14 protein-coding genes, 1 tRNA gene and 1 pseudogene are annotated in these 22,376 nt (G+C 68.1%); 11 read left to right on the top strand and 5 right to left on the bottom strand.

The genetic code is table 11. The features are described 5' to 3' along the window. Positions 1–5: 5 nt before the first annotated feature. Positions 6–281 (bottom strand): hypothetical protein, encoded by a 276-nt coding sequence (locus WA788_RS13540; RefSeq protein ID WP_335976746.1) that lies wholly within the window; start codon positions 279–281, stop codon positions 6–8. Between the two features lie 719 nt (positions 282–1,000). On the opposite strand from WA788_RS13540, the gene WA788_RS13535 reads away from it, so the two are divergent. The 3 genes from WA788_RS13535 to WA788_RS13525 all read left to right on the top strand — a co-directional run bounded on the left by WA788_RS13535 (position 1,001) and on the right by WA788_RS13525 (position 12,764). Then, positions 1,001–5,146, top strand: a complete 4,146-nt coding sequence (locus tag WA788_RS13535; RefSeq protein ID WP_335976744.1) for a LamG-like jellyroll fold domain-containing protein — start codon at positions 1,001–1,003, stop codon at positions 5,144–5,146. Positions 5,147–5,295: 149 nt separating this feature from the next. Next, a complete protein-coding gene (locus WA788_RS13530; RefSeq protein WP_335976742.1) occupies positions 5,296–12,261 on the top strand; it encodes a DddA-like double-stranded DNA deaminase toxin in 6,966 nt (2,321 codons plus the stop codon). Beyond that, positions 12,258–12,764: an Imm1 family immunity protein gene (locus WA788_RS13525; RefSeq protein WP_335976740.1), complete on the top strand. Its 507-nt coding sequence runs from the start codon at positions 12,258–12,260 to the stop codon at positions 12,762–12,764. The genes WA788_RS13530 and WA788_RS13525 overlap by 4 nt, the downstream gene beginning before the upstream one ends. Before the next feature lie 375 nt (positions 12,765–13,139). Here WA788_RS13525 and WA788_RS13520 read toward each other — a convergent pair. Beyond that, positions 13,140–13,482, bottom strand: a pseudogene (locus tag WA788_RS13520) (transposase family protein); the annotation flags it as partial. Between the two features lie 355 nt (positions 13,483–13,837). Here WA788_RS13520 and WA788_RS13515 point away from each other — a divergent pair. Both WA788_RS13515 and WA788_RS13510 read left to right on the top strand, forming a co-directional pair. After that, positions 13,838–15,028, top strand: a complete 1,191-nt coding sequence (locus WA788_RS13515; protein WP_335976737.1) for an IS110 family transposase — start codon at positions 13,838–13,840, stop codon at positions 15,026–15,028. Between the two features lie 1,053 nt (positions 15,029–16,081). Continuing rightward, positions 16,082–16,396 (top strand): hypothetical protein, encoded by a 315-nt coding sequence (locus tag WA788_RS13510; RefSeq protein ID WP_335976735.1) that lies wholly within the window; start codon positions 16,082–16,084, stop codon positions 16,394–16,396. Positions 16,397–16,442: 46 nt separating this feature from the next. Here WA788_RS13510 and WA788_RS13505 read toward each other — a convergent pair whose 3' ends face one another. Both WA788_RS13505 and WA788_RS13500 read right to left on the bottom strand, forming a co-directional pair. Continuing rightward, positions 16,443–16,751, bottom strand: coding sequence for a hypothetical protein (locus WA788_RS13505; RefSeq protein ID WP_335976732.1), 309 nt, complete (start codon positions 16,749–16,751; stop codon positions 16,443–16,445). 265 nt (positions 16,752–17,016) lie between these two features. Next, a tRNA-Pro gene (locus tag WA788_RS13500) sits at positions 17,017–17,090 on the bottom strand. 154 nt (positions 17,091–17,244) lie between these two features. Between WA788_RS13500 and WA788_RS13495 the strand changes: the two genes are divergently transcribed. Then, positions 17,245–17,538: a YiaA/YiaB family inner membrane protein gene (locus tag WA788_RS13495; RefSeq protein ID WP_335976729.1), complete on the top strand. Its 294-nt coding sequence runs from the start codon at positions 17,245–17,247 to the stop codon at positions 17,536–17,538. 112 nt (positions 17,539–17,650) lie between these two features. Here WA788_RS13495 and soxR read toward each other — a convergent pair whose 3' ends face one another. Next, entirely contained in the window at positions 17,651–18,115 is a 465-nt protein-coding gene (gene soxR / locus WA788_RS13490; protein WP_335976727.1) for a redox-sensitive transcriptional activator SoxR, read from the bottom strand. A 54-nt stretch (positions 18,116–18,169) separates the two neighbouring features. Here soxR and WA788_RS13485 point away from each other — a divergent pair, with 54 nt between their 5' ends. From WA788_RS13485 to WA788_RS13465, 5 genes are all read left to right on the top strand, one after another. Beyond that, positions 18,170–18,901, top strand: coding sequence for a transketolase (locus WA788_RS13485; protein WP_335976724.1), 732 nt, complete (start codon positions 18,170–18,172; stop codon positions 18,899–18,901). A gap of 138 nt (positions 18,902–19,039) precedes the next feature. Then, positions 19,040–19,942: a transketolase family protein gene (locus WA788_RS13480; RefSeq protein ID WP_335976722.1), complete on the top strand. Its 903-nt coding sequence runs from the start codon at positions 19,040–19,042 to the stop codon at positions 19,940–19,942. A gap of 86 nt (positions 19,943–20,028) precedes the next feature. Further along, complete coding sequence (locus WA788_RS13475) at positions 20,029–20,670, top strand: cysteine hydrolase family protein (protein WP_335976719.1); 642 nt, start codon at positions 20,029–20,031, stop codon at positions 20,668–20,670. Between the two features lie 10 nt (positions 20,671–20,680). Then, complete coding sequence (locus WA788_RS13470; protein ID WP_335976716.1) at positions 20,681–21,619, top strand: GlxA family transcriptional regulator; 939 nt, start codon at positions 20,681–20,683, stop codon at positions 21,617–21,619. 91 nt (positions 21,620–21,710) lie between these two features. Further along, the gene (locus WA788_RS13465; protein WP_335976713.1) at positions 21,711–22,304 is read left to right on the top strand and encodes a DUF4291 domain-containing protein; all 594 of its coding nucleotides are present in this window, start codon (positions 21,711–21,713) and stop codon (positions 22,302–22,304) included. The last annotated feature ends 72 nt before the right edge of the window (positions 22,305–22,376 follow it).

The raw sequence follows: 22,376 nt of genomic DNA, 5'->3' as shown, positions 1-22,376 counted from the left end.
GCGGCCTACCAATCAGCGACTACATTTCCTGACTGCACGGTTTCGGTGCGCGTTTGGAGTTCTGGCAGGAATTCACTTATGGCGGCGGCGTCGGGGTGCCCCGAGGTGCGCTCCATGAGCTCGGTTCGGCTGATGATCGCGCCGTAGTGGGACACTTCGCAGGGGCAAACGGCGATCTGTTCGGTTCCGTCGTCGTCGGTGACGATGTACAAGCCTGGGTTGTCCGCGGGCTCGGCCTGTATGAGGCGCCGTACGTCTTCTGCGGTGATGTGCAGGGGCATGCCCGCACGCTAGGCGATGCTGGTTTCGCTTGTCGAGGCGATCGGTCGCCGAGGGTTCCTCGCTATCGCGTGCGCATGTCCGGGTGGTGCCGGCGGGCGCTCGTCCAGACGGCCTGGCGCGCCCTGTTCACCTCTTCCTTCCCCGTCGCCAGGGGTGTCGGGTTCCACGGCTCGCTTCGCGGCTCGCCGATCGTGCCAGGACCTGGCCGAACGCCCGTACGCCAGGACTGTGCGGAGTTGCTGCAGGGCGCCGGCCTGCGTGCGATGGGTGGCCCTGTGCGGTGGGCGCCTCCGCGGGGCCTGCTTCCGGGCGGTTCACGTGCGTGAGCGGGCGGGCGGGGCGTCCCTACCTGCTGCGATGCGGGGTGCGGCTCTTTCAGTTCTCGTGGCGGTTTTCGGTACTGCGCTTGGGTGTTGGAAGACTGGCTCTTGACTTGTACACGCGTGGTGACTGTAAGCTCCATCGACTTGTGAAGATCCTGTGACTCCGGGGTGGGGGCTTTGGAGCGGGGCGGGGACGGGAGTTGAACGCGGTGCTGCGCGGACGTGTACGCGGTGTGTTGGTCGCAGGGGTGGTCGCCGCCGTTCTGGCTGGTGTCGGTGTTCCGGTGGGCCTGGGAAGTGCGGCGGTCGCCGCGCCGAGAACGGCGCCGGCCGACGGGACCGGAGCGGCGAAGGCCGGAACGGGCAAGCCGACGGCGCTGACGGAGGACGCCGCGGTGTCCAAGGCCGTATCGACCGGTCAGGACGTGGAGATCACCTCGCTGCGTGCGGAGTCGAGCGAGACGTACGCGACCGCGGACGGCCGGCTGGAGACCGTGCAGCATCTGCGGCCGGTGCGGGCCCGCGTGGATGGCGGCTGGAAGGACGTCGACAACACCCTCGCGGCCGGCGCCGGCGGGCGGGTCGCGCCGAAGGTGTCCACGGTCGGCATGACGTTCTCCGGCGGGGGCAGCGGTCCGTTGGTGTCCCTGGAGACCGCGGGCAAGGAGCTCTCCTACACGTGGCCGACGGCGCTGCCTGCGCCCCAGCTGGACGGCGACACCGCCACGTACAAGGACGTGCTGCCCGATGTGGACCTGCAGATGCGGTCCGACACCGACGGGTTCCACCAGTTGCTGGTGGTCAACACCGCGACCGCGGCACAGAACCCGGCGCTGGCGCAGCTCAAGCTCGCGGTCTCGGGCACGGGGCTGAAGCTGGCCGAGTCCCCGGACGGCGGGCTTCAGGCCCGGGACGAGGCCGGCGGCGGTCTGGCCTTCGAAGCCCCCACGCCGGTGATGTGGGACTCCGGCACGGACACCGCCACCACAGAGTCCGCGACCACGGCGAAAACACGGTCGGCGCAGGCGCAGACGGAGGCCGCCGCGGCCGACGGCCAGGGACCCGGTGACGCCTCGAAGATCGTCCCGATCGGGGTGGACGTCAGTAGCGACGGCAGCCAACTCCAGCTGACGCCCGATCAGGAGATGCTGTCCGCGGCGGATACCCGCTTCCCGGTGTACCTCGACCCCGAGACGTACACGCCGAAGGCGTCGTCCTGGACGATGGCCTCCCGCTACTGGGCCTCCACCCCGCAGTGGCGGTTCAACGGCGACGCGGACGCGGGCGTCGGCTACTGCGGGTGGGACTACTGCGCCCCCTACGACCTGAAGCGGCTGTTCTACCAGTTCCCCGCCTCGACGTTCGCGGGCAAGACCATCCTGAGCGCGACGTTCGTGGCGCACGAGACGCACTCGGCCAGCTGTGACGCCCGGCCGGTCGAGCTGTGGCGGACGAAGGCCATCTCGTCGTCGACGACGTGGAACTCGCAGAACAACGACGCGTTCTGGCTGAACAAGCTCTCGACCGCGAACGTCGCCCACGGGGGCGGGACGTCGTGCCCGGCCGGTGACGTGGAGTTCGACGCGAAGTCGGCCGTCCAGGTCGCCGCGAACGTCGGCTCCTCCACGGCGACGTTCGGGCTCAGGGCGAGCGACGAGGACGACAAGTACGGGTGGAAGCGGTTCTCCGACGACGCCTACCTGCGGGTGAAGTACAACCGCCCGCCCGGGCAGATCCCGATGGCGCACCTGTCGATGAACCCGGGCGGGCTGTGCAAGAAGCCCGCCGACAAGGTGTCGGTGCGTATCCGGCCCTCGGTGAGCGCGGTCGACGTCACCGACCCGGACAAGGACCAGGTCAGTGTCCAGTTCCAGGCGTACTGGGACGCCGGTGACGGCAAGGGCATGGTCGCGCACTGGACGTCGGCGAAGATCGGTCCGAAGGCGTCCGGCTCCGACTTCTCCACCACGCTGCCCACCAGCGTGCCGGAAGGCAAGACCGTCGCGTGGGCCGCCCGCTCGGTCGACTACGACCAGGGCGCCTACTACAGCTACTCGCCGTGGTCCCAGACCGGTTCAGCCACCGCCTGCTACTTCGTCTACGACAGCCACGTCCCGGCCAGCCCGCAGCTTGCCTCCGACGAGTACCCCGCAGTCGACGACACCGACCCCGACGACCCCTCCTACGACGGTGTCGGCCGCTACGGCACCTTCACGATCACCTCCGGCGACTCGTCCGTCACCGGCTACGAGTACGGCGTCAACGCCGATCCGTCCTCGGGCAACACGGTTACCACCACCGCCGGTGCGGCGAAGACGATCCGGTTCCGCCCGACGAGGTCGGGCACGAACTTCATCACGGCGCTGACCATGACCGCCTCCGGTGTGCGGAGCGCCCCCGCCACCTACGAGTTCAAGGTGAAGGCGGGCCAGCCGGCGCGCGCCGAGTGGAACCTCGACGACGCCGAAGGATCAGCCGCGGCTGCCGGGACCGCGGGGGAGCGGACCTTGGACATCCACGGCAACCCGGTCCTGGGCGACCCCGGAGCGGTGGGCAGCGCCGTCACGTTCGACGGCTCGGACGACTACCTGCAGTCCGACCTGCCGACCGTGGACACCTCGCTGGGCTTCTCCGTCGCCGCGTGGGTGAAGCTTTCGGCCATGCCGTCCGCGGCGGCGGTCGTCGCCACCCAGCCCGGCAACAACAGCCCCGGCTTCGAGCTGTACTACTCCAAGGCACTGGACCGGTGGGCGTTCAACCAGTACACCGCCGACACCGCCACCGCCACCCCGGTCCGGGCCATGCAGGCATCCGCCGGCGGCGTCCAGGCCGGCCAGTGGGTCCACCTCACCGGCACCTACAGCGCGGCGGCCGGACAGCTCTCGCTGTACGTCAACGGCACGTTGGCCGGTACGGCGGCGTACACCAACGCCTGGGACGCCCGCCGGGGGCTGCAGATCGGCGCCGGACTGTACGAGGGGGTGCCGGCCTCGTACTTCCCCGGTTCCATCGACGACGTCCGCATCTACGACAAGCCCCTCGTCGCCGCAGACGTGACGCGCCTGTACAACAAGCAGCCCATCGGCACGGGCCGCCCGGCCCGCGCGGTCTTCCCGCTCGACGAGCCGGCCACCGACGACGCCAGCAACCCCACCACCCAGCTCTCCGGCCGCGCCGACGTCGAGGACGCCACACTGAAGAACGGGGCCGAACTCGGGCAGCCGGGCGTCGACCACCACGCACTCACCCTCGACGGCGTCGACGACTACGCCACCACCACCTCACCGCACGTCAACAACCAGGCGAGCTTCTCCGTCGTGGCCTGGGCGAAGCTGAGCGAGAAACCCAACCACGCAGCGATCATCGCCACCCAGACCGGCACCAACCGGCCCGGCTTCGAGCTGTACTACTCCGCCACCTACGGCTGGACGTTCAACCAGTACGTCTCCGACAGCGACGACTCGACCGCCGTGCGCGCCACCCAGGGCAACACGACCCAGTCACCAGCCGGCGTATGGACCCAGCTCATCGGCTCCTACGACGCCGTCGCCGATCAGCTGCAACTGTTCGTCAACGGCTCGCTCGTGCAGACCACCGCATTCGCCGCGCCCTTCTACGGCGGCGGACCGGTCCAGATCGGAGCTGGCTCCTACGACGGCGCCCCCGACTCCTTCTTCCCCGGCCAGATCGACCAGGTCCAGCTCTACGACCGGGCCCTATCCGCACCGGAAGCCTCCGACCTGTACCAGGCCCGGCCGCTCGTCGAGGGCCGCTGGCGACTGGACACGTCCACTGGCACCACCCCGGCCGTCTCACCGGACGACATCGCAGCCACCACCGACCAGCACCCGATGATCCTCGGCCCCGGCGCCGCCATCGACACCACCGGCAACAGCAACCTCGTCGGCACCGGCGGCCTGTCCCTCACCGGAGACGGCAGCTACGCCGCCACTGCCACCTCCCCGATCCGCACCGACACCAGCTTCACCGCCAGCGCATGGGTCACCACCCCCGGTCGGCCCACCAGACCCATGACGGTCATGAGCCAAGCCGGAACCAACACCAGCAGCTTCGCCGTCCGCTACGTCCCCGACCCGGACGACCCGGACAATGCCGGCGCCTGGCAACTGGACCTGGCAGGTACGGACAGCGCCACCGCCACGCACACCATGGCCGAACACACCAATTTCCAGGACAACGGCTACTGGAACAACATCACCGTTGTCTACGACGCCTTCGCCACCCAGATGCGCCTGTACGTCGACGGTGATCTCCGTGAGACCTTGTGCGCCGACGACGATGACGACGGCACCCCCAACGACCCGAACTGCACCGAAAAGGTCTCCTGGAACTCCGACGCCCACGCATTCGACGCGACCGGCGGCCTCCAACTGGGCCGCTCCCGTACCGCGGCGGGCAGCTTCGGCGACTACCTGTCCGGGGCGATCGACGACGTATGGGTCTTCCAGGGCGCAGCCACCGACGAGCAGGTCAAGCAACTCAGTCGTGGGGATGATCTGCCCACTAACCCCGGTCCCTGAACTGCGCTGATCCACCGCTACGAGATCCCCGCAGCCCAGCCTGTGGGGAAGTCGATCGCGCCCACTCAGGTATCCCACCCGCTAAACGGCATCACGCCCCGTCGCGACGGGGCACCGACCGCATCCCTCACGCCGGTACCGCCCCGGGCATGACGATGGAGCAGGCAATGGCAACCAGGACTAACGGCTTGGCACGGACACGGCGCAGAATCGCGCTCGCGCTCTCCGCGGCGCTGATCGGCACGCTACTTCAGAGCGCCGCGGTGCCGACCGCCCGCGCAGACGACATGCCGGCCGTACCTGCATCGGAAAAGCCCCTCAGCGGACACGACCTCAAGATTTCGCCCCGCACTACAAAGGGGGCTCCCTCGCTGCCGCGCACACAACCGAGAAAGACGTGGCCTGCGGCGAGTACGACTACGGTGCCCCTCCAACCCGGCGCAGCCGGCAGTGCTGTCAGGGTGGGCAAGAGCCCGGTCTCTCTCAAGGCCGCCGTGTCGCCGAAAGGGTCCAAGGCCAAGGCGTCCTCGTCCGGCTCGACCATGACAGGAAGCTCGTCGGGCGAGGCCACCGTAGGGGTCTGGGACCACAAGAGCGCACAGCGCGTCGGGGTAGACGGCATGGTGTTCTCCCTGGCGCGGACCGCAGACACGACCGGTCGCAGTGTGCAAGTCAGCGTCGATTACAGCGCATTCGCCCAGGTGTACGGCGGGAGTTACGCCTCCCGGGTGCGGTTGGTGAGCCTTCCCGCTTGTGCGGCCACGAGCCCGCAGAAGCAGTCTTGCACCGAGCAGACCCTCGTTGCCGCAACCAACGACACCGCAGCTCATACGCTGACTGCCGCCAGCGTCGCCGTGCCGGCCACGACCGGCCAGGCCGTCCTCCTCGGTGTCTCGGCCGGGACCGACAGCGATCAGGGCGACTACAAGGCGACCGCTCTCTCGCCGTCGGCGGCATGGAACACCAACCTCAACACCGGCGACTTCTCCTGGTCGTACGACATGTCCGTGCCAGGAGTTCCCGGTAAGTTCGCTCCCTCCGTGAAACTGGCATATTCCTCGGGTTCCGTCGACGGTAGAACCTCCAACACCAACAATCAGGCATCGTGGGTCGGCGACGGATTCAGCCTGTGGTCAGGATCCATCGAGCGCTCCTACAAGTCCTGCGCCGCTGACGACGTGACCAACGCGAATGGTAACAAGCCCGGTGATATGTGCTGGGCCTACGACAACGCGACGCTGTCGTTCAACGGTCACGCCGGTGAACTCATCGCCACCGGCACCAACTCCTTCCGCCTCAAGGACGACGACGGCACCAAGATCGACCGGATCTACGGTTCCGCCAGCGACGTCCGCTCCAACGGAGCCCACAACGACGAATACTGGCGTGTCACAACGACGGACGGCACCCAGTACTACTTCGGATACAACCGTCTGCCGGGCTGGACAGCGAGCAGCCCCACGACGAACTCGACCTGGACCGTCCCCGTCTACGGTGACGACGCCGGCGAGCCCTGCCACGCATCGACGTTCGCCGACTCGTGGTGCCAGCAGGCATGGCAGTGGAACCTGGACTACGCCGTCGACGTACACGGCAACGCCATCGCGTACTACTACAACAAGGAAACGAACACCTACGCCCGCAACCTCACGGCCGCGGACGAGACCTCCTACGACCGCGGCGGAACGCTCGACCACATTGACTACGGCCTGCGCGACAACACCGTCTACAGCGCCAAGGCGCTGGGACGCGTGGACTTCACCTCCGCCGAACGATGCATACCCGAAACCGGTGTCACCTGTGACCCGGGGACAATCGACGACAAGTCGTTCTACTGGTACGACACACCCTGGGACCTGAACTGCAAGGTCGGCGCAGACTGCAACGCCGCAGGATCTCCCACCTTCTGGACCCGGAAGCGGCTCACCGACGTCACCACCAGCGTCCTGAAGACCGACAGCTCCGGATACAGCCCCATCGACACCTGGCACTTGGAACAGGGCTGGGGCATGGCCGACATCGACTACCAGCTTGAGCTGAAGTCCGTCAAGCACACGGGCGAATCGACCACTCCAACCGTTCCTCTGCCCCCCGTCACGTTCGGATACGACCAGCGCACCAACCGCCTGAAGCTCTCCGGCGACGACACCGCACCGTTCATCAAGGACCGTTTGGCCACGGTCGTTGACGAGTCAGGCGGTCAACTGGACGTCACCTACTCCACCGCGACATGTGACGCCGCACATCTGCCCACCCCATCGTCCAACACCACGCGCTGCTTCCCGGTGTACTTCACCAAGCAAGGTGACAAAGACCCGACGCTGCAGTGGTTCAACAAATACGTTGTCGATGCGGTGACACAAACAGACCGCACCAACTCCTCGCCCGACATGGTGACTCGCTACTCCTATCTCGACGGAGCCGCCTGGCACTACGACGACGATGACGGGCTGACCAAGGAGAAGTACAAGACCTGGTCGACATGGCGCGGCTACGGGCACGTACAGGTCGAGACCGGCGGCCAGGATCCCGTCGGGATGGAAACCCGAACCGACCACTACTTCCTGCGCGGCATGGACGGGGACAAGGGCAGCACCGACCCGGTCACCGTCTCCGACGACCACGGCGGGACGATCACCGACGACGACGCCTTCGCCGGTTTCGAGTACAAGACCGAGCAGTACAGCGGACCCACCGGGAAAGTCCTCTACAAGACGGTCAACACGCCCTGGGAGCACACCACCGCGACCCGGACGCGCAGCTGGGGAACCACCAAGGCCAACCTGACGGGAACCGCCGGCACGCGCACCTGGACCTCACTGGACGATGGTGTGGGAACCAAGTGGCGTACCACCAACAAGGTCAACAGCTTCGAGAACACCGCCGGCCGCATCACAGCGACCGACGACTTCGGTGACGAGTCGGTTGCCGGCGACGATCAGTGCACCCGCACCACTTACGTTGACAACACGACGGCCTGGATCCTGACAACCGTCTCGCGAGTCGAGACCGTGGCCGTCAAGTGCGCGTCCGACCCTGATCGGCCGGACGACGTGATCTCCGATGTCCGCACCGCGTACGACGGCCAGGCATACGGGGCCGCGCCCGCCAAGGGTGACATCACCCACGTCGCCACCCTCGCTTCCTATGCGGGCAGTACAGCCCACTACACCGAGGCCGGTGCGACCTTCGACGCCGTAGGACGACAGCTCACCGCCACGGACATCACCGGCACGGTCACCGCGACCGAGACCACCGACCCGGTGCGGACCGACCGCTCCGACGGACGCACCACGACGACGGCATACAGCCCGAGCACTGGCTTCCCAAAGACACTGACGACGACCACCCCGCCCGCCACCCCCGGCGTGGCCGGCACCGCACAGAGCAGCACCACGACCTACGACGCCTTGCGCGGCCTCGCACTGACGGTGGTGGACACCAACGGCAAGCACACGGACATGACGTATGACGCGCTGGGCCGGAATCTGCGCGTGTGGCTGCCCAACCGCTCCAAGGCGAACAACGACATCCCGAACTACCAGTTCGTCTACACCACCACCGAAAACAGCGCTGTCTCCGTCGCCACCAAAACCCTCAAGAGCGACTCCGCACAACAGACCGCCTACACGATCTACGACGGATTCCTGCGCCCCCGGCAGACCCAGGCTCCAGGCCCTGACGGCGGGCGGCTGCTCACCGACACGCTTTACGACGAACGCGGGCTGGTGGCAGAGAGCTTCGCCCCGTACTACAACACCGCTCCACCCTCCGGAACTCTGCTGACGCTGGATGACGCACAGGGCGTCGAGACCCAGACCTGGAACACCTACGACGCCCTGAACCGCAACATCTCCACCCGACAGATCGCCGGCAACAGCGATGGCGGAGCCGTCCTCGCAACCACACTCACCACGTACGGAGGCGACCGGACGAGCGTCACCCCTCCCCAAGGGGCAACGCCGACCACAACGATCACCGACGCACGCGGCAACACCACCGACCTGCTCCAATACCACGGATCGACGCCGACCGGAACCGCCGACACCACGCACTACACCTACACGCCCGATGGAAAACTGCACACCCTCACCGATCCCGCAGGCAGCGCGTGGACCTATACGTATGACCTGCGTGGCAACCAGGTCATTGCCGATGACCCTGACAAGGGCGAACTGACTTCGGTCTATGACGACCGCAATCTGCTCCAGTCCACCACCGACGCTCGCAAGCAAACCATCACCCATGTCTACGACGGTCTCGGCCGCGAAACCGAGACCCACGACGGTACAGCCACCGGTCCCCTGCTGACCAAGCACGTATGGGACCCAGCCGGATACAAGGGCCAACTCGCATCTGCCACCCGCTACGTCGGCGGCGCCGACGGATACGCCTACACCACCACCTACAACCTCTACGACACCCTCTACCGACCGAACCGAACCACGACCACAATTCCCTCGGTTCCCGGCGAGGAAGCGCTGGCCGGCTCCTACCAGTTCAACACCAAGTACAACGCCAACGGAACCGTCCAATCCATCGGCTATCCCGCCGCCGGCTCCCTTCCCGCAGACGGCCTCGTTCCGGGCTACGACGACACTCTGCGCCCCACCACCCTGACCGGAACCGGCGGCACCACTTACGTCACCGGCACCACCTACAGCTACACCGGCAAGCCACTTCAATACACGTATCAGAGCGGTGGCAAGAAGACTCAGGTCACCAACACCTACCAGTGGGGCACCCAGCGCCTGGACAACTCCCGGGTCGACCGCGAGGACGTTCCCGGCACAGACAAGTCCTCCACGTACGGGTACGACGAAGCAGGCAACGTCACCTCCATCAGCGACGTTTCCCGCGACGGCACTGATGACCAGTGCTTCCAGTACGACTACCTCGGCCGACTTACCGAAGCATGGGCGCAAGGGACCACGGGCTGCACCGCCCCAAGCCCGACGCTCCTGGGCGGCCCGGCGTCGTACTGGCAGTCGTACACCTACGACCTGAGCGGAAACCGCAAGACCGAGACCCTGCATGACCCGGCCGGCAACGAAGCCAACGACGTCCACCGCACCTACAAGACGCCCGGCCCGACTGAGGCCCACCCCCACTCCCTGAACGAGGTCGACACCACCGCACCCACCGGGACCTCGGCCGACTACTACGGATACGACGCCGCGGGCAACACCCAAACCCGCACCATCGGGGGCGACCAGCAGACCCTCTCCTGGGACTCCGAAGGGCACCTCACCAAGATCACCGCAGACGACGGCAACGGCGGCACCAAGACCGTCGCCTCCTACGTCTACGACGCCGACGGCAACCGCCTGATCAGCCGCACAGCAGACACCAGCACTCTCTACCTTGGTGCCACTCAACTGACCATCACCAACGGTGATGTCAAGCCCAAGGCAACCCGCTACTACGACCTCGGCGGCGGTAACCAGGCAATCCGCACCGATGACGGAACCCTCAGCTTCCTCATCAGCGACCACCTGGGAACCGCCCAACTCGCTATCAACGCCACAGACCTGACCATGGAGCAGCGCCGCTCCACCCCGTTCGGGACCGCACGCGGCGACGCACCAGCCAGTTGGCCAGGAAACAAGGGGTTCATTGGTGGAGTTGAGGACGACGGGTCGGGACTGACTCACCTGGGCGCGCGGGACTACGACCCGGCAACCGGCCGCTTCATCAGCGTCGACCCCGTACTGGACACGTCCGACCCGCAGCAGATCAACGGATACAGCTACAGCGACAACAGCCCCGTCACCAACAGCGACCCCACCGGGCTACGCGTCGAATGCGGCGGGAACAACGGCGGCGGCGTCGCCTGCCCCACGGACGATAAAAACGGCGATGGAATCAAGGACTACCAGCCGACCAAGGACGATAAGAAAACCAGCGACACAAAGACCGGCACAACGCTGACAAAGAAGCAGAAGGAGCAACTCCAAGAGGTATACGACTACTTCTACACGACAGCCAAATGCTTCGGTAACCCCGTAGACCCCTCGCCCAAGTGGGATGTGTGCTACACCCAGGCGGAATTGGACGCCTACAAGGCACAGGACAAAGCCCTGCTGTCCGCACTGGGCGACATGACCTTCGCTGTGCCCTACCTTAGGTGCCTCGCTTCCGGCGGCAAGAACGAGCACGAATGCGATGTCACCGGCGAAGCGCTCTCATCCGGCGACCTCGCCACACTGAGTGTCTACGGTGGACGCTTCATCCACGAACTTACCGTGGCCCGCCGAATCCTGTGCAGCTTCACCCCCGACACACCCGTCCTCATGAAGGACGGCAAAACCAAGCCCATCGGCAAGGTAAAGCCCGGTGACAAGGTCGCGACAGCAAACCCCAAAACCGGAAAACGCCAAGGTGACCGCCGGGTCACGGCACAGCTCGTTCACCACGACAACGACCTGCTCGACCTCGCGATCCGCGAGCCCTCCGGTCGGTCGGCAACCCTCCACACCACAACGAATCACCCCTTCTGGGACAACACCCTCCAATCCTGGGTTCCCGCCGGAGAACTGGCTCCCGGCCACACGCTCAACACCGCCACCAACGATCACGTTCGTCTGCTCGCTGCCCGCACCCGCGCGGGCGCCGAGGACATGTACAACCTGACCGTCCAGCAGCTGCACACGTACTATGTCCTGGCAGGTAATGCGCCTGTGTTGGTGCATAATTCGTCCTGTGGATCAAGTGTAGATAGAATTTTGGGGGAGCTTGCAGGCAAGCGCGTCACAACCGGGCGCATAATTGATTCTTCTGGGAACGCTATTTCTGATGACATAGAGGCTGGCGGATCGAGTGACTTGGTTTCAGACACTGATTCCTATTTGAGAGAGCATGGAAACCCAATAAATCCCCGCGCGGCGGTGTATCCGGCAGCTCAGCATGTTGAGGCGCAGTATGCTATGTGGATGAGGCAGAATGGCGTCACTTCAGCTACGGTTGTCATGAATAACTCCGCTGGCGTGTGTGGGGGGCCTTATGGATGCCAAGGGGCGATTCGAGAAATTCTCCCAGTCGGTTCTTCGATGACCGTATGGTACCCTGGCGCGGAAAATCCGACCGTGATACGTGGAGAGGCCCTTGCGCCATGATCTTGAATGCGATTATTCATGGCAGATATCGCTATGCCGAGAGCCGTGCGGAGATGGGTTCTCTAGTGATGGAGGTCACAGAGGGGCTGCGGTCTGAGCGCCTAGACACGCCATGGATTAGCGCCGGAGAGAATGCATTCTTCATGTTTGCCGACAGGCGACATTCCGAAAATGTGCGGGACTGGTGGCCTGACAACACTCTTCAGATCTCGACCAATCCGACCACTGGCTACGGGGGATTGATTTGGTTTGCGACGCAGGATCGAGTTTCGAGAGATGAAATCTCTGAATACATCTGGATTTCGGACGGCGAAGTCGCTCCAAATTTCGATCCGCGCGTAGTTGCCGATCCGGGAATTCCTCGATTCTTTGATCCCAGGAGCACTCTGCCGATCTCGAAAATTCGCATTGCGATTGAAGAATTTTGCCATCGGGGAACTGGGGATCGTCCGGAGTGTATTCGTTGGGTTAAAGGGGAGATGGATGGGCGGCGCTGTGAGTAAGAATTTCGCGTATAGGCGGAGGTGGCGGGGCATGCCTGTCGATTCTTGAAGTGTGTGATGAAATGCTCGACCCGGACGCAGCACGATGAGTGTGCCTGCTCTCGCGCTCGTGGATCTCCGCCTACCAGCCTAGAGCGTTCGTCCTGACCTCGATCTTTCTTGATGGTCCGCCGACGGATTCGGCGGACCATCTTGTAGTGGGGGCGGAAGCTGGGCAGGTTGAGGGCCCGAGTGTCGTCTCGGGGTGGCGCCGGCCTCGGGGTGGCGCCGCATTCCACTGAGCCTCTTCAGCGTTGCCTTTCCAGAGTGAGTACGGCGTTGGCGATTGACGTCATTGGGTTGGGGCTGCACCGTGATCGGCGGAGGATCCGTCATGTCGCCGACGCGGTCGCATTCTGCGAGCGTGGCGTCCAGGAGGACGAAGTCGGGGTCATGCGCGCAGCGTCTTCAGCAGGCCGGGTGCCTGCTCGGCGAGCAGGGCGGTGACGGAGGCGGCGTAGGCGTGGGCGGTGCCGACGGATATCCCGAACCCTGCGGCGATGCGGGCGAGGCGTTGTGGCGGTGCAGGTACACGAGTGCGACGAGCGCAAGGCGGTGCGGCGGTGCGGCGGTGCGAGGGGAGTTTGCACCGCCGGCCACCCTGACGGGTGACGACGATCATCGTGACCCATTCGACCAGGGCGTGGGGGAGGCCGAGTGCGGCAGGATACGGAACCAACAGGGCTTCTGTGACGCTGAGTTGAGACGGCGAACACCTACCTCAACGGCACGGGAGCCCTGCCCGTTGCGCGCCCCGGCCCCCGCAGCCGCCCCGTCACCCGATCAGTGGCCACGCTGAAAAGGCTCCCTACGCTTTCCTGCGGGATGCGGTGAGCCCTTCGTATGGTTGACCCGCCCAGGGGTGCCGGGTGTGGTTCAAAAGGCTCTGCCCCAGGTGGCTCGCACTGATTGGCCGCCCGGCACCCCACGACGACTCGGCTGCCAATGAGGAATTGCGAATGATCGCTGAGTAGGGAATCGACAGCGAGGTCGTCCGTGGCAGGGACCAGCACCACACCGCGCGGAGGCACCATATGACATCCATCTGGGCCGGCATCGACGCAGGAAAGACTCACCACCACTGCGTCGCGATCAACGAGGACGGCCACCGGCTGCTGTCGCGTCGCGTCGCCAACGACGAACCCGAGCTCCTCGAACTCCTCGCCGACGTCCTGGACTTGGGTGACGAGGTGATCTGGGGTATCGACCTGGCTGACGGGGGAGCCGCCCTGGCGATCGCAATCCTCGTCAACTACACGCAGCCGGTGCACTACATCTCCGGGCGGGCCATCCACCGTGCCTCGGAGAGTTACCGCGGTGAGGGCAAGACGGATGCCAAGGACGCTGCCGTCATCGCCGACCAGGTCCGTATCCGCCGCGACCTTCACCCCTTACGGACCGGCGACGAAGCGGTCACCGACCTCAAGATCCTCACCGGCCGGCGCATGGACTTGGTCGCCGACCGCACCCGCACGGTCAACCGCCTCCGCGCCCAACTCACGAGCATCTTCCCCGGCCTGGAACGGTCCCTGGACCTCACCAACACCGGGCCACTCGTGCTCCTGACCGGCTACCAGACCCCCGCAGCCCTCCGCCGGACCGGCAAGAAGCGGCTGGAGACCTGGCTGCGCAACCGCAAGGTCCTGCGGGCCGACCGGCTCACCGAGACCGCGCTGGAAGCAGCCGGACGACAGCACACCAGCCTGGCCGGAGAGAAGCTCACCGCCCAGATGGTGCACACCCTGGCGGCGGAGGTGCTGGCTCTCAACCAGCAGGTCAACGAGGTCGACAAGGCGATCGAGGCCCGGTTTCGCGACCACCGGGACTTCGAGGTAATCACCAGCATGCCGGGGCTGGGCGTCATCCTCGGCGCCGAGTTCCTGGCTGCCACCGGCGGCGACATGACCGCCTTCGGAACCGCCGACCGGCTCGCGGGCTTCGGCGGCGTCGCACCCGTTCCCCGAGACTCCGGCAAGATCAGCGGAAACCTTCGCAGGTCACGGCGCTACAACCGCCGCCTCCAACGCGTCTTCTACATCTCCGCGTTGTTCAGCATCCGCCACTGCGAGCAGTCCCGCCAGTTTTACGAACGCAAGCGCGCCGAGGGCAAGCGTCACATCCAGGCTGTCCTGGCCCTGGCCCGCCGCCGGGTCAACGTCCTCTGGGCCCTCCTACGCGACGGACGCACCTACGAGGCCGTGCCACCCACCGTGCTCGCGGCTTGACAGACCGCATTAGGAATCAATGCGTCCTAGGGTTCGGAGGCGGAGGTGGGGCAGTGTCGGCACAGGCCCTGGGGGTGGTGTCATGGTTGGGAGTTCTGTGAGAAATTGTTCGATATCGGGCATGTGGGATCCGGTCTCGAGGGCTGGTGAACATTGAGCGTAGAGGCCTGTGCTGACATGAACATGAGCGCGGAGATCGCCGCCAGGGTGACCACGTCCCGGAAGGCGGTCAGGAATGTCCTGACGATCTCTTCGCTAATGCCGACCTCGTGCACGTATGCGGTGGCCAGGTGTTTGACTGTCGGGCGAGGGCTTTGTCCTGCAAGGCGGGTGTCGGTACGTCCGAGGACCGGCCGACCGGCGAGGACTGCAGCGGCCCCTGCGACAGCAGGGGAGGCGAGGAGGCACGACGCACCGCAGCGCGATGATCGGCCAGCGAGGGCATGAACACATCAGCGGATTTCGCGACTGCAGCGGCTGTGAGCCCGAGGGAGACTGTGGCCAAGGCGCCGGCGCGGTTCCGGATGCGTTTCAGATCTGCGCTCTGGCGGTCGAGCTGTCGGCGCCCCTCCTCCACCAAGCACCCGCGCTCTATACCGGGAATCTGGATCACTTCGAAGAATCCGATCACGTTCACCTGATAGTGGGAAGGTTGCGGTCGGGATGCAGAAGTGCTGAACAGCGGAGCAGGTAGAGGCGTGCCTCCGCGCATTTGCCAGCAATAGCGGCCAAGTCAGTTGCCCGCAGCCATTGGGCAAGAAATGTATGCCCCCAGACCCTGACACCCCCGTGACGCATGCCGAAGTGGCTTCGCATGCCGCTGATGCCGCAATGCCCTGCCCGTCGGCCTCGCGGCTCCTGACTACCGAGGAGGTAGCCTGGCTGCCACGTGTTGATCCCCCGTCCCTTCGTCGTTGGAGCGGGCAACGACCGCCGCAGGGACCGCCGTTCATCCGGCTGTCCGAGCGAGTCGTCCTCTACGGTGCTGACGATCTGCGGACGTGGCTGGACGGCCGTCACACCGCACCCGGTCCCCGGCGAAGGGCGGCCTGATTGGCCTACCGCCACCAACTGCCCATCGCGGTCGCCCTCTCCGAGGACATCGAACACCGTCCCGGTCGCAAGCTCCCCTACAAGCCCCGTGTTTGCTGGACCGATCCCCAGACCGAGCGCCGCCGCTCGGTCGCCCGGATGCACCTGACGCAGGAGTCCGCGCAGGAGTGGATCGACTCCCTACTCACGTCGGCCGCCCGCGGGGTCAACCCGGCCTCGGCGACCGGGACCCTCGCGGAGTACGGCAACGCTCACACGACGCTGGCTCTGCGTGGCCTGGAGCCCAAAACGGTCGACCCCTACATGAACGGCTAGCGGCTGCGCGTCGTCCCCGCACTGGAGCACCTGCCCATCACCATGGTCAGCCAACGGCGGCGTCGACCGCACCGTCTACGCCTGGATCGCCGACGGCGTGGGTTGCTCCACGGTCAAGAACACCCTCGCGGTCCTCGCTCGTGTAATGGAGCATGCCGTCCGCGACGGCCTGCTCAGTACCAACCCCGCCCGCACCGGCGAGGTCTCCGGCGTCCGCGTCAAGGACATCGACCTCAGCCACTGGATCTGGGCGGTGCGCCGCCGCCAGACCACCCCGTTCCCGGGAGGGCTCGCCGTCATGCCGGAAGTCCGCCAGATGGTTGCCCAGCTCGGCTACGGGCACCTGCGCCGGCATGACCTTCGATATACCGGTCTGACGTGGATGGCGGATGCTGGTGTGTCCCTGCACGTGCTGCGGTCGATCGCTCTTGCCGGGGCCGCCTTGTCCGCACACCTCAGTGGGAGCAAGGTCAACTCACCCTCAACGCCTGCTGGTCCCAAAATGGTCCCAAGGAGCGGTCCGGGGCCGCGGCTGCGGATTGTTCGCTGAAGACGTCGGCGGACGTGAAGAAGCCCGCTGAGCTGGAGCGATGTGCTCCGCCAGCGGGCTTCCCCGGCTGTCGGGACGACAGGATTTGAACCTGCGACCCCCTGACCCCCAGTCAGGTGCGCTACCAAGCTGCGCCACGTCCCGATGCTTGATCTTCCGGGCTGGGCCCGGGGTGATCGCGCAAGAGAACTATATCGCACTCGGGGGGAGGCTCTGCCGCACATTGAGGGCGGCGCGGGGTGGGCGCTGAGTAGGGGTACTCATGTGGGGCGGGGCCGGCCGGGGCGAGGGTGGGGGCATGACCAAGGTGATTCCGCAGCAGCAGACGACTGCTGCGTATGCCGCGCAGGCCGCGATCTCGTTCGGGCTGGCGCTGGGGGCGATGGTGGTGGGGGTGGCGTACCTGCCGGTGGACGCTTGGGTACGGGCGTTCCTGGCGGTGGGGCTGCTCTATGTGGTGACGGCGACGTTCACCTTGTCGAAGGTGGTCCGGGACCGTCAGCAGGAGGGGCAGGTCACGAGCCGGGTGGACCAGGCCCGGCTGGACAAGCTGCTCGCCGAGCACGACCCGTTCAAGGTCGAGGGGATGTAGCGCGGCCCCGACAAGGCGCGCAGGGCTGAGGGCAGGGCTGAGGGGCGCCCCGGGGGAGGGGGCCGGGGCGCCCCCGGCTCGCGTACGTACGGCCCCGGCCCCCGGCGACGGCTCAGCCCGCCGGGGGCCTGTCGCCCAGCAGATACCGCGCCCCCGGACCCTGCCCCGCGGCGCGATCCCCGGGGTTGTACAACCCGCACCGGCTCAACGACAGGCACCCGCACCCCACACACCCCCCGAGCTGTTCCTTCAGCTGCTGCAACTCGGCGATCTGCGCGTCGATCCGCTGCTGCCACGCCCGGGCGACCCGGCTCCAGTCGGCCGAGCTGGGCACGTGGTCGACGGGCAGGTGCGCGAGGGCGTCGCGCACCTCCTCCAGGCTCAGCCCGATCCGCTGGGCGGCCCGGACGAAGGCGAGGCGGCGCAGCGTGGCGCGGCGGTAGCGGCGCTGGCCGCCGGCGGTGCGCTCGGCGCGGATGAGGCCGATCTCCTCGTAGTAGCGCAGCGCGGACGTGGCGTTGCCGCTGCGGGCGGCCAGTTCGCCGATGGTCAGGCGGTCACGGCTGGAAAGGCTCACGTCCTCCACGGTAGCGCTTGACTTCAAGCGAGCTTGAAGTTGCACAGTCGGGGCATGACGACGACGCGAACAGCCGCGCCGGCCGCGGCGGGCCACCCCGACGGGCGGCCGTACGGCTACCAGGACCTCCAACCGCTGATGTCGCTGATGAGCGGCGACGAGAAGCACGGCCCGGCGGCCACCTCCACCCTCGACGTGCTGTGGGTGCTGTACGACCGGGTGCTGCGGGTTCGGCCGGACACCGCGGACGACCCCGGGCGGGACCGCTTCCTGCTGTCGAAGGGGCACGGCCCGATGGCGTACTACGCGGTGCTCGCCGCGAAGGGCTTCGTGCCGCGCGCGTGGCTGCCGGGCTTCGGGACGTACGACTCGCCGCTCGGGTACCACCCGGACCGGACGCTGGTGCCGGGGGTGGAGATCGGCTCGGGCTCGCTCGGGCACGGGCTGCCGCTGGCGGTCGGCAGCGCGCTCGGCCTGCGCGCGCAGGGGCGGACCGGCCCCGCGGTGTGGGCGCTGGTCGGCGACGCGGAGATGGACGAGGGCAGCAACCATGAGGCGGTGCAGTTCGCCGGGGCGGTCGGCCTGGACCGGCTGCACGTGGTGGCCGTGGACAACCAGTCGGCGACCTACGGCTGGCCCGGCGGGCTCGCCGCCCGCTTCACGATGGAGGGCTGGTCCGCGGTGACCGTGGACGGACGCGACCACGAAGCGCTGTACGAGGCGTTCACCGCGCCGCACCCGGGCCGCCCGCACGCGGTGGTCGCCCGGGTGGAACCCAAGAGCTGAGCCCGAGCGCCGATCCCGGCGCCGAGCCCGCAGCCCCCATCCCGCAGCGCCGAGCCCGCAGCGCCGCCCCCGCAGCGCCCCATCCCGCAGCGCCGACCCCGCCCGGCACCCCGCCCCCTTTCCCATCGGAGCCACCCCATGGACACCATGCGTGACCGCTTCTGCACGGTCGCCGGCACCCTCCTCGACGAGGACCCGCGCCTCGCGGTCGTACTCGCCGTGATCTCCGGCGACCGCTTCAAGGACGCCGCCCAAGCCCACCCCGACCGCGTGATCGACGTCGGCATCAGGGAACAGCTCCTGGTCAGCGCGGCCGGCGGCATCGCACTGACCGGCCTGCGCCCGATCGTCCACACCTTCGCGAGCTTCCTGGTGGAGCGCCCCTTCGAACAGGTCAAGCTCGACCTGAACCACCAGGGCGTCGGCGCCGTCCTGGTGAGCGCCGGCGCCTCCTACGACGTCGCGGCGGGCGGCCGCACCCACCAGGCGCCCGGCGACGTCGCGCTGCTGGACACCCTGGACGGCTGGACCGTCCACGTGCCCGGCCACCCCGACGAGGCCGAGGCGCTGGTGCGGCACGCCGCGGCCGACGGCGACCGGCTGGTCTACGTACGCCTCAGCGAGCAGGCGAACCGCGCGCCGCGCCCGGTCGCCCCGGGCCGCTTCGAGACGGTGCGCGAGGGCCGCGCCGGCGTCGTGCTGGCGGTCGGGCCGATGCTGGACGCGGTGCTGGCGGCGACCGAGGGCCGCGACGTCACGGTGCTCTACGCCTCGACGGTACGGCCCTTCGACGCGGCGGCGGTGCGCGCGGCCGTGGGGCGTACGGCCGCCGCCGACCTGGTGCTGGTCGAGCCGTACCTCGCGGGGACCTCCGCGCCGTTCGCGGCCGACGCGCTCGCGGACCGGCCGCACCGGGTGCTGGCGCTCGGCACCCGCCGCGAGGAGCTGCGGCGCTACGGTTCCGCGCAGGAGCACATCGCCGCGCACGGCCTGGACCCGGCCGGTCTGCGCGCGCGGATCGACGGCTTCCTCCACGCGTGAGGACCCCGCGGGCCTGACCGGATCGGTCCGCTTCCCGACCCGATGGGGCCTGTCACCGCCGGGCGCCGCGCGGCCAGGATCAGCACATGACCCGTGCACTGATCGTCATCGACGTCCAGGAGTCCTTCCGCGCCCGCCCGCTGTGGCAGGCGGTCTCCGACCCGCGGATCGCCGACCGGGTGGACCGGCTGGTCGAGCTCGCCCGGCAGGCGGGCGACCTCGTGGTGTGGGTGCTGCACACCGAGCCCGGCAGCGGCGGCGTCTTCGACCCGGCGCTGGGCCACGTCCGCCTGATGGACGGGCTGCGGCGCCGGGACGACGAGCCGCTGCTCCACAAGACCGCGCACAACGCCTTCACCACCACCAACCTCCAGCAGATCCTCACCGGGCGCGGCGTGCGCGAGGTGGCCGTGTGCGGCATCCGCACCGAGCAGTGCGTGGAGACCACCGCGCGGATCGCGAGCGACTTCGGCTACCAGGTCACCTTCGTCGTCGACGCCACCGCCACCGATCCGATCCCGCACCGCGACGCGCCCGCCGGGCGGAGCGTCGCCGAACTGCTCGCGGACCCGCGGACGTTGAGCGCGCAGGAGGTCATCCGGCGGACCGAGTACGCGCTCGCCGGGCGTTTCGCCACCATCGCGACCGTCGCGGAGCTGGAAGCGGCGGCCGCGCGAACGTCCGAGGACCGGGACCCCGCCGCCGACGGCGGCGCGCACCCGGCATGATGGCCGGACCGTGAGCCGTATCGTCTTCTTCCTCGTCCCCGGCGTCCACCTGCTGGACCTGGCCGGCCCCGCGCAGGTCTTCTCCACCGCGGCAAGCTTCGGGCACCCCTGCACCCTGGAGTACGTCGCCGAGCAGCCGGTGGTCGGGACCGCGCAGGGACTGCCGGTGGTGGCGGGAACCGCGTGGCCCGAACTCGGCCCGGCGGACCTGGTGGTGGTGCCCGGCTGGCGGTCGCCGGCCGCCGTGCCGGGCGCCCGCGGCCCGGCCGGCCCCGCCATCGGCCCGGCCGTCCTGCGGGCGCTGCGCGACCACCACGCGCGAGGCGGCACGGTGGCCGGGGTCTGCGCGGGGGCGGAGGCGCTCGGCCGGGCCGGGCTGCTCGACGGGCGCCGCTGCACCACCCACCACGACGTGCAGGACGAGCTGGCCCGCCGCCACCCCGCGGCCGTGGTGGTCCGCGACGTCCTCTACGTCGCCGACGACCGGGTGGTCACCTCGGCCGGGATCGCCAGCGGCATCGACCTGGCGCTGCACCTCGTCGCCACCTGGCACGGACCGGCCGCGGCCGCGGCCGTCGCCCGCGACATGGTCGTCCACACCCGGCGCAACGGCCACGAACCGCAGGCCAGCGCCATGTTCCGGCACCGGTCGCACCCGGACGACACCGTGCACCGGGCGCAGGACCTGCTCGACGCGCGGTTCGCCGAGCCGCTGCCGCTGCCGGTCCTCGCCGCGGCGGCGGGCGTCAGCGAGCGCACCCTCACCCGCCTGTTCACCCGCGCCACCGGCGGGCTCACCCCGCTGCGCTACCAGCAGGCCCTGCGCCTGGAACGCGCCGAGCACCTCATCAGCCACGGCGCCACCGCGGACGCCGCCGCCCGCGCGGTCGGCTTCGAGGACCCCCGCATGCTGCGCCGCCTGCGGTCCCGTACGGCGGCGGGCGCGTGAACCGGTAGCGCGCCGGCACGCGAACCGGTGGCGGCGCCGGGCGCCGTAAACCGGTGGCGGCCGCGGGGCGGCGGCGGTGAGGGTGGGGGACATGGCAGCACCCCGGCAGCAGATACGCGCCCTGCACACCGCCTCCACCGTGACCGTCTACCAGGCGTACGCGCCGCACATCGGCGAGCCCGCGGCGCGCGACGGCCGCTTCCCCGCGGCCTGGAAGCGGGACCGGATGACGTGGATCAAGCCGTCCTTCCTGTGGATGATGTACCGCTGCGGGTGGGGTGAGAAGGAGGGCCAGGAGACCGTCCTCGCCGTCGAGATCACCCGGGAGGGCTTCGCCTGGGCGCTGGAACACGCCTGCCTGGCGCACTACGACCCCGCGCTCCACACCGACCACGGCGCCTGGCGGCAGGAGTTGAAGCGGGCCCCGGCCCGGGTCCAGTGGGACCCCGAACGCGACCTGCACCTGCGGCCGTTGCCGCACCGCTCGCTCCAACTCGGGCTCGCCGGGGAGGCCGCGCGCCGCTACGCCGACGACTGGACGGTCGGCATCACCGACGTCACCGCCCTCGCCCGCGAGGTCCACGCGCTCGTACGGCAGGGGGAGTCGGCGGCCGCGGAGGCGCTGCTGCCGCGGGAGCGGCCCTACCCGGAGGACGCGCGGCTCCTGGCCCACCTGCGCGGATGAGCGGCCGATGAGCGGCTGATGAGCCGCCGATGAGCGGCGGACGGGAGCGGTGTACCGGACACATAAGGACCG

The sequence above is a fragment of the Streptomyces sp. CA2R106 genome (genome assembly GCF_037034245.1).
Taxonomy (GTDB): Bacteria; Actinomycetota; Actinomycetes; order Streptomycetales; family Streptomycetaceae; genus Actinacidiphila.
This window is presented reverse-complemented; position numbering and strand designations above follow the sequence as displayed.

Coding starts and splice junctions, on each gene's coding strand:
- WA788_RS13475 (WP_335976719.1), top strand. CDS start 20,029: ATGACCCGTGCACTGATCGTCATCGACGTCCAGGAGTCCTTCCGCGCC.
- WA788_RS13485 (WP_335976724.1), top strand. CDS start 18,170: ATGACGACGACGCGAACAGCCGCGCCGGCCGCGGCGGGCCACCCCGAC.
- WA788_RS13515 (WP_335976737.1), top strand. CDS start 13,838: ATGACATCCATCTGGGCCGGCATCGACGCAGGAAAGACTCACCACCAC.
- WA788_RS13525 (WP_335976740.1), top strand. CDS start 12,258: ATGATCTTGAATGCGATTATTCATGGCAGATATCGCTATGCCGAGAGC.
- WA788_RS13530 (WP_335976742.1), top strand. CDS start 5,296: ATGACGATGGAGCAGGCAATGGCAACCAGGACTAACGGCTTGGCACGG.
- WA788_RS13505 (WP_335976732.1), bottom strand. CDS start 16,751: ATGCCGGCGCAGGTGCCCGTAGCCGAGCTGGGCAACCATCTGGCGGAC.
- WA788_RS13480 (WP_335976722.1), top strand. CDS start 19,040: ATGGACACCATGCGTGACCGCTTCTGCACGGTCGCCGGCACCCTCCTC.
- WA788_RS13540 (WP_335976746.1), bottom strand. CDS start 281: ATGCCCCTGCACATCACCGCAGAAGACGTACGGCGCCTCATACAGGCC.
- WA788_RS13495 (WP_335976729.1), top strand. CDS start 17,245: ATGACCAAGGTGATTCCGCAGCAGCAGACGACTGCTGCGTATGCCGCG.
- WA788_RS13465 (WP_335976713.1), top strand. CDS start 21,711: ATGGCAGCACCCCGGCAGCAGATACGCGCCCTGCACACCGCCTCCACC.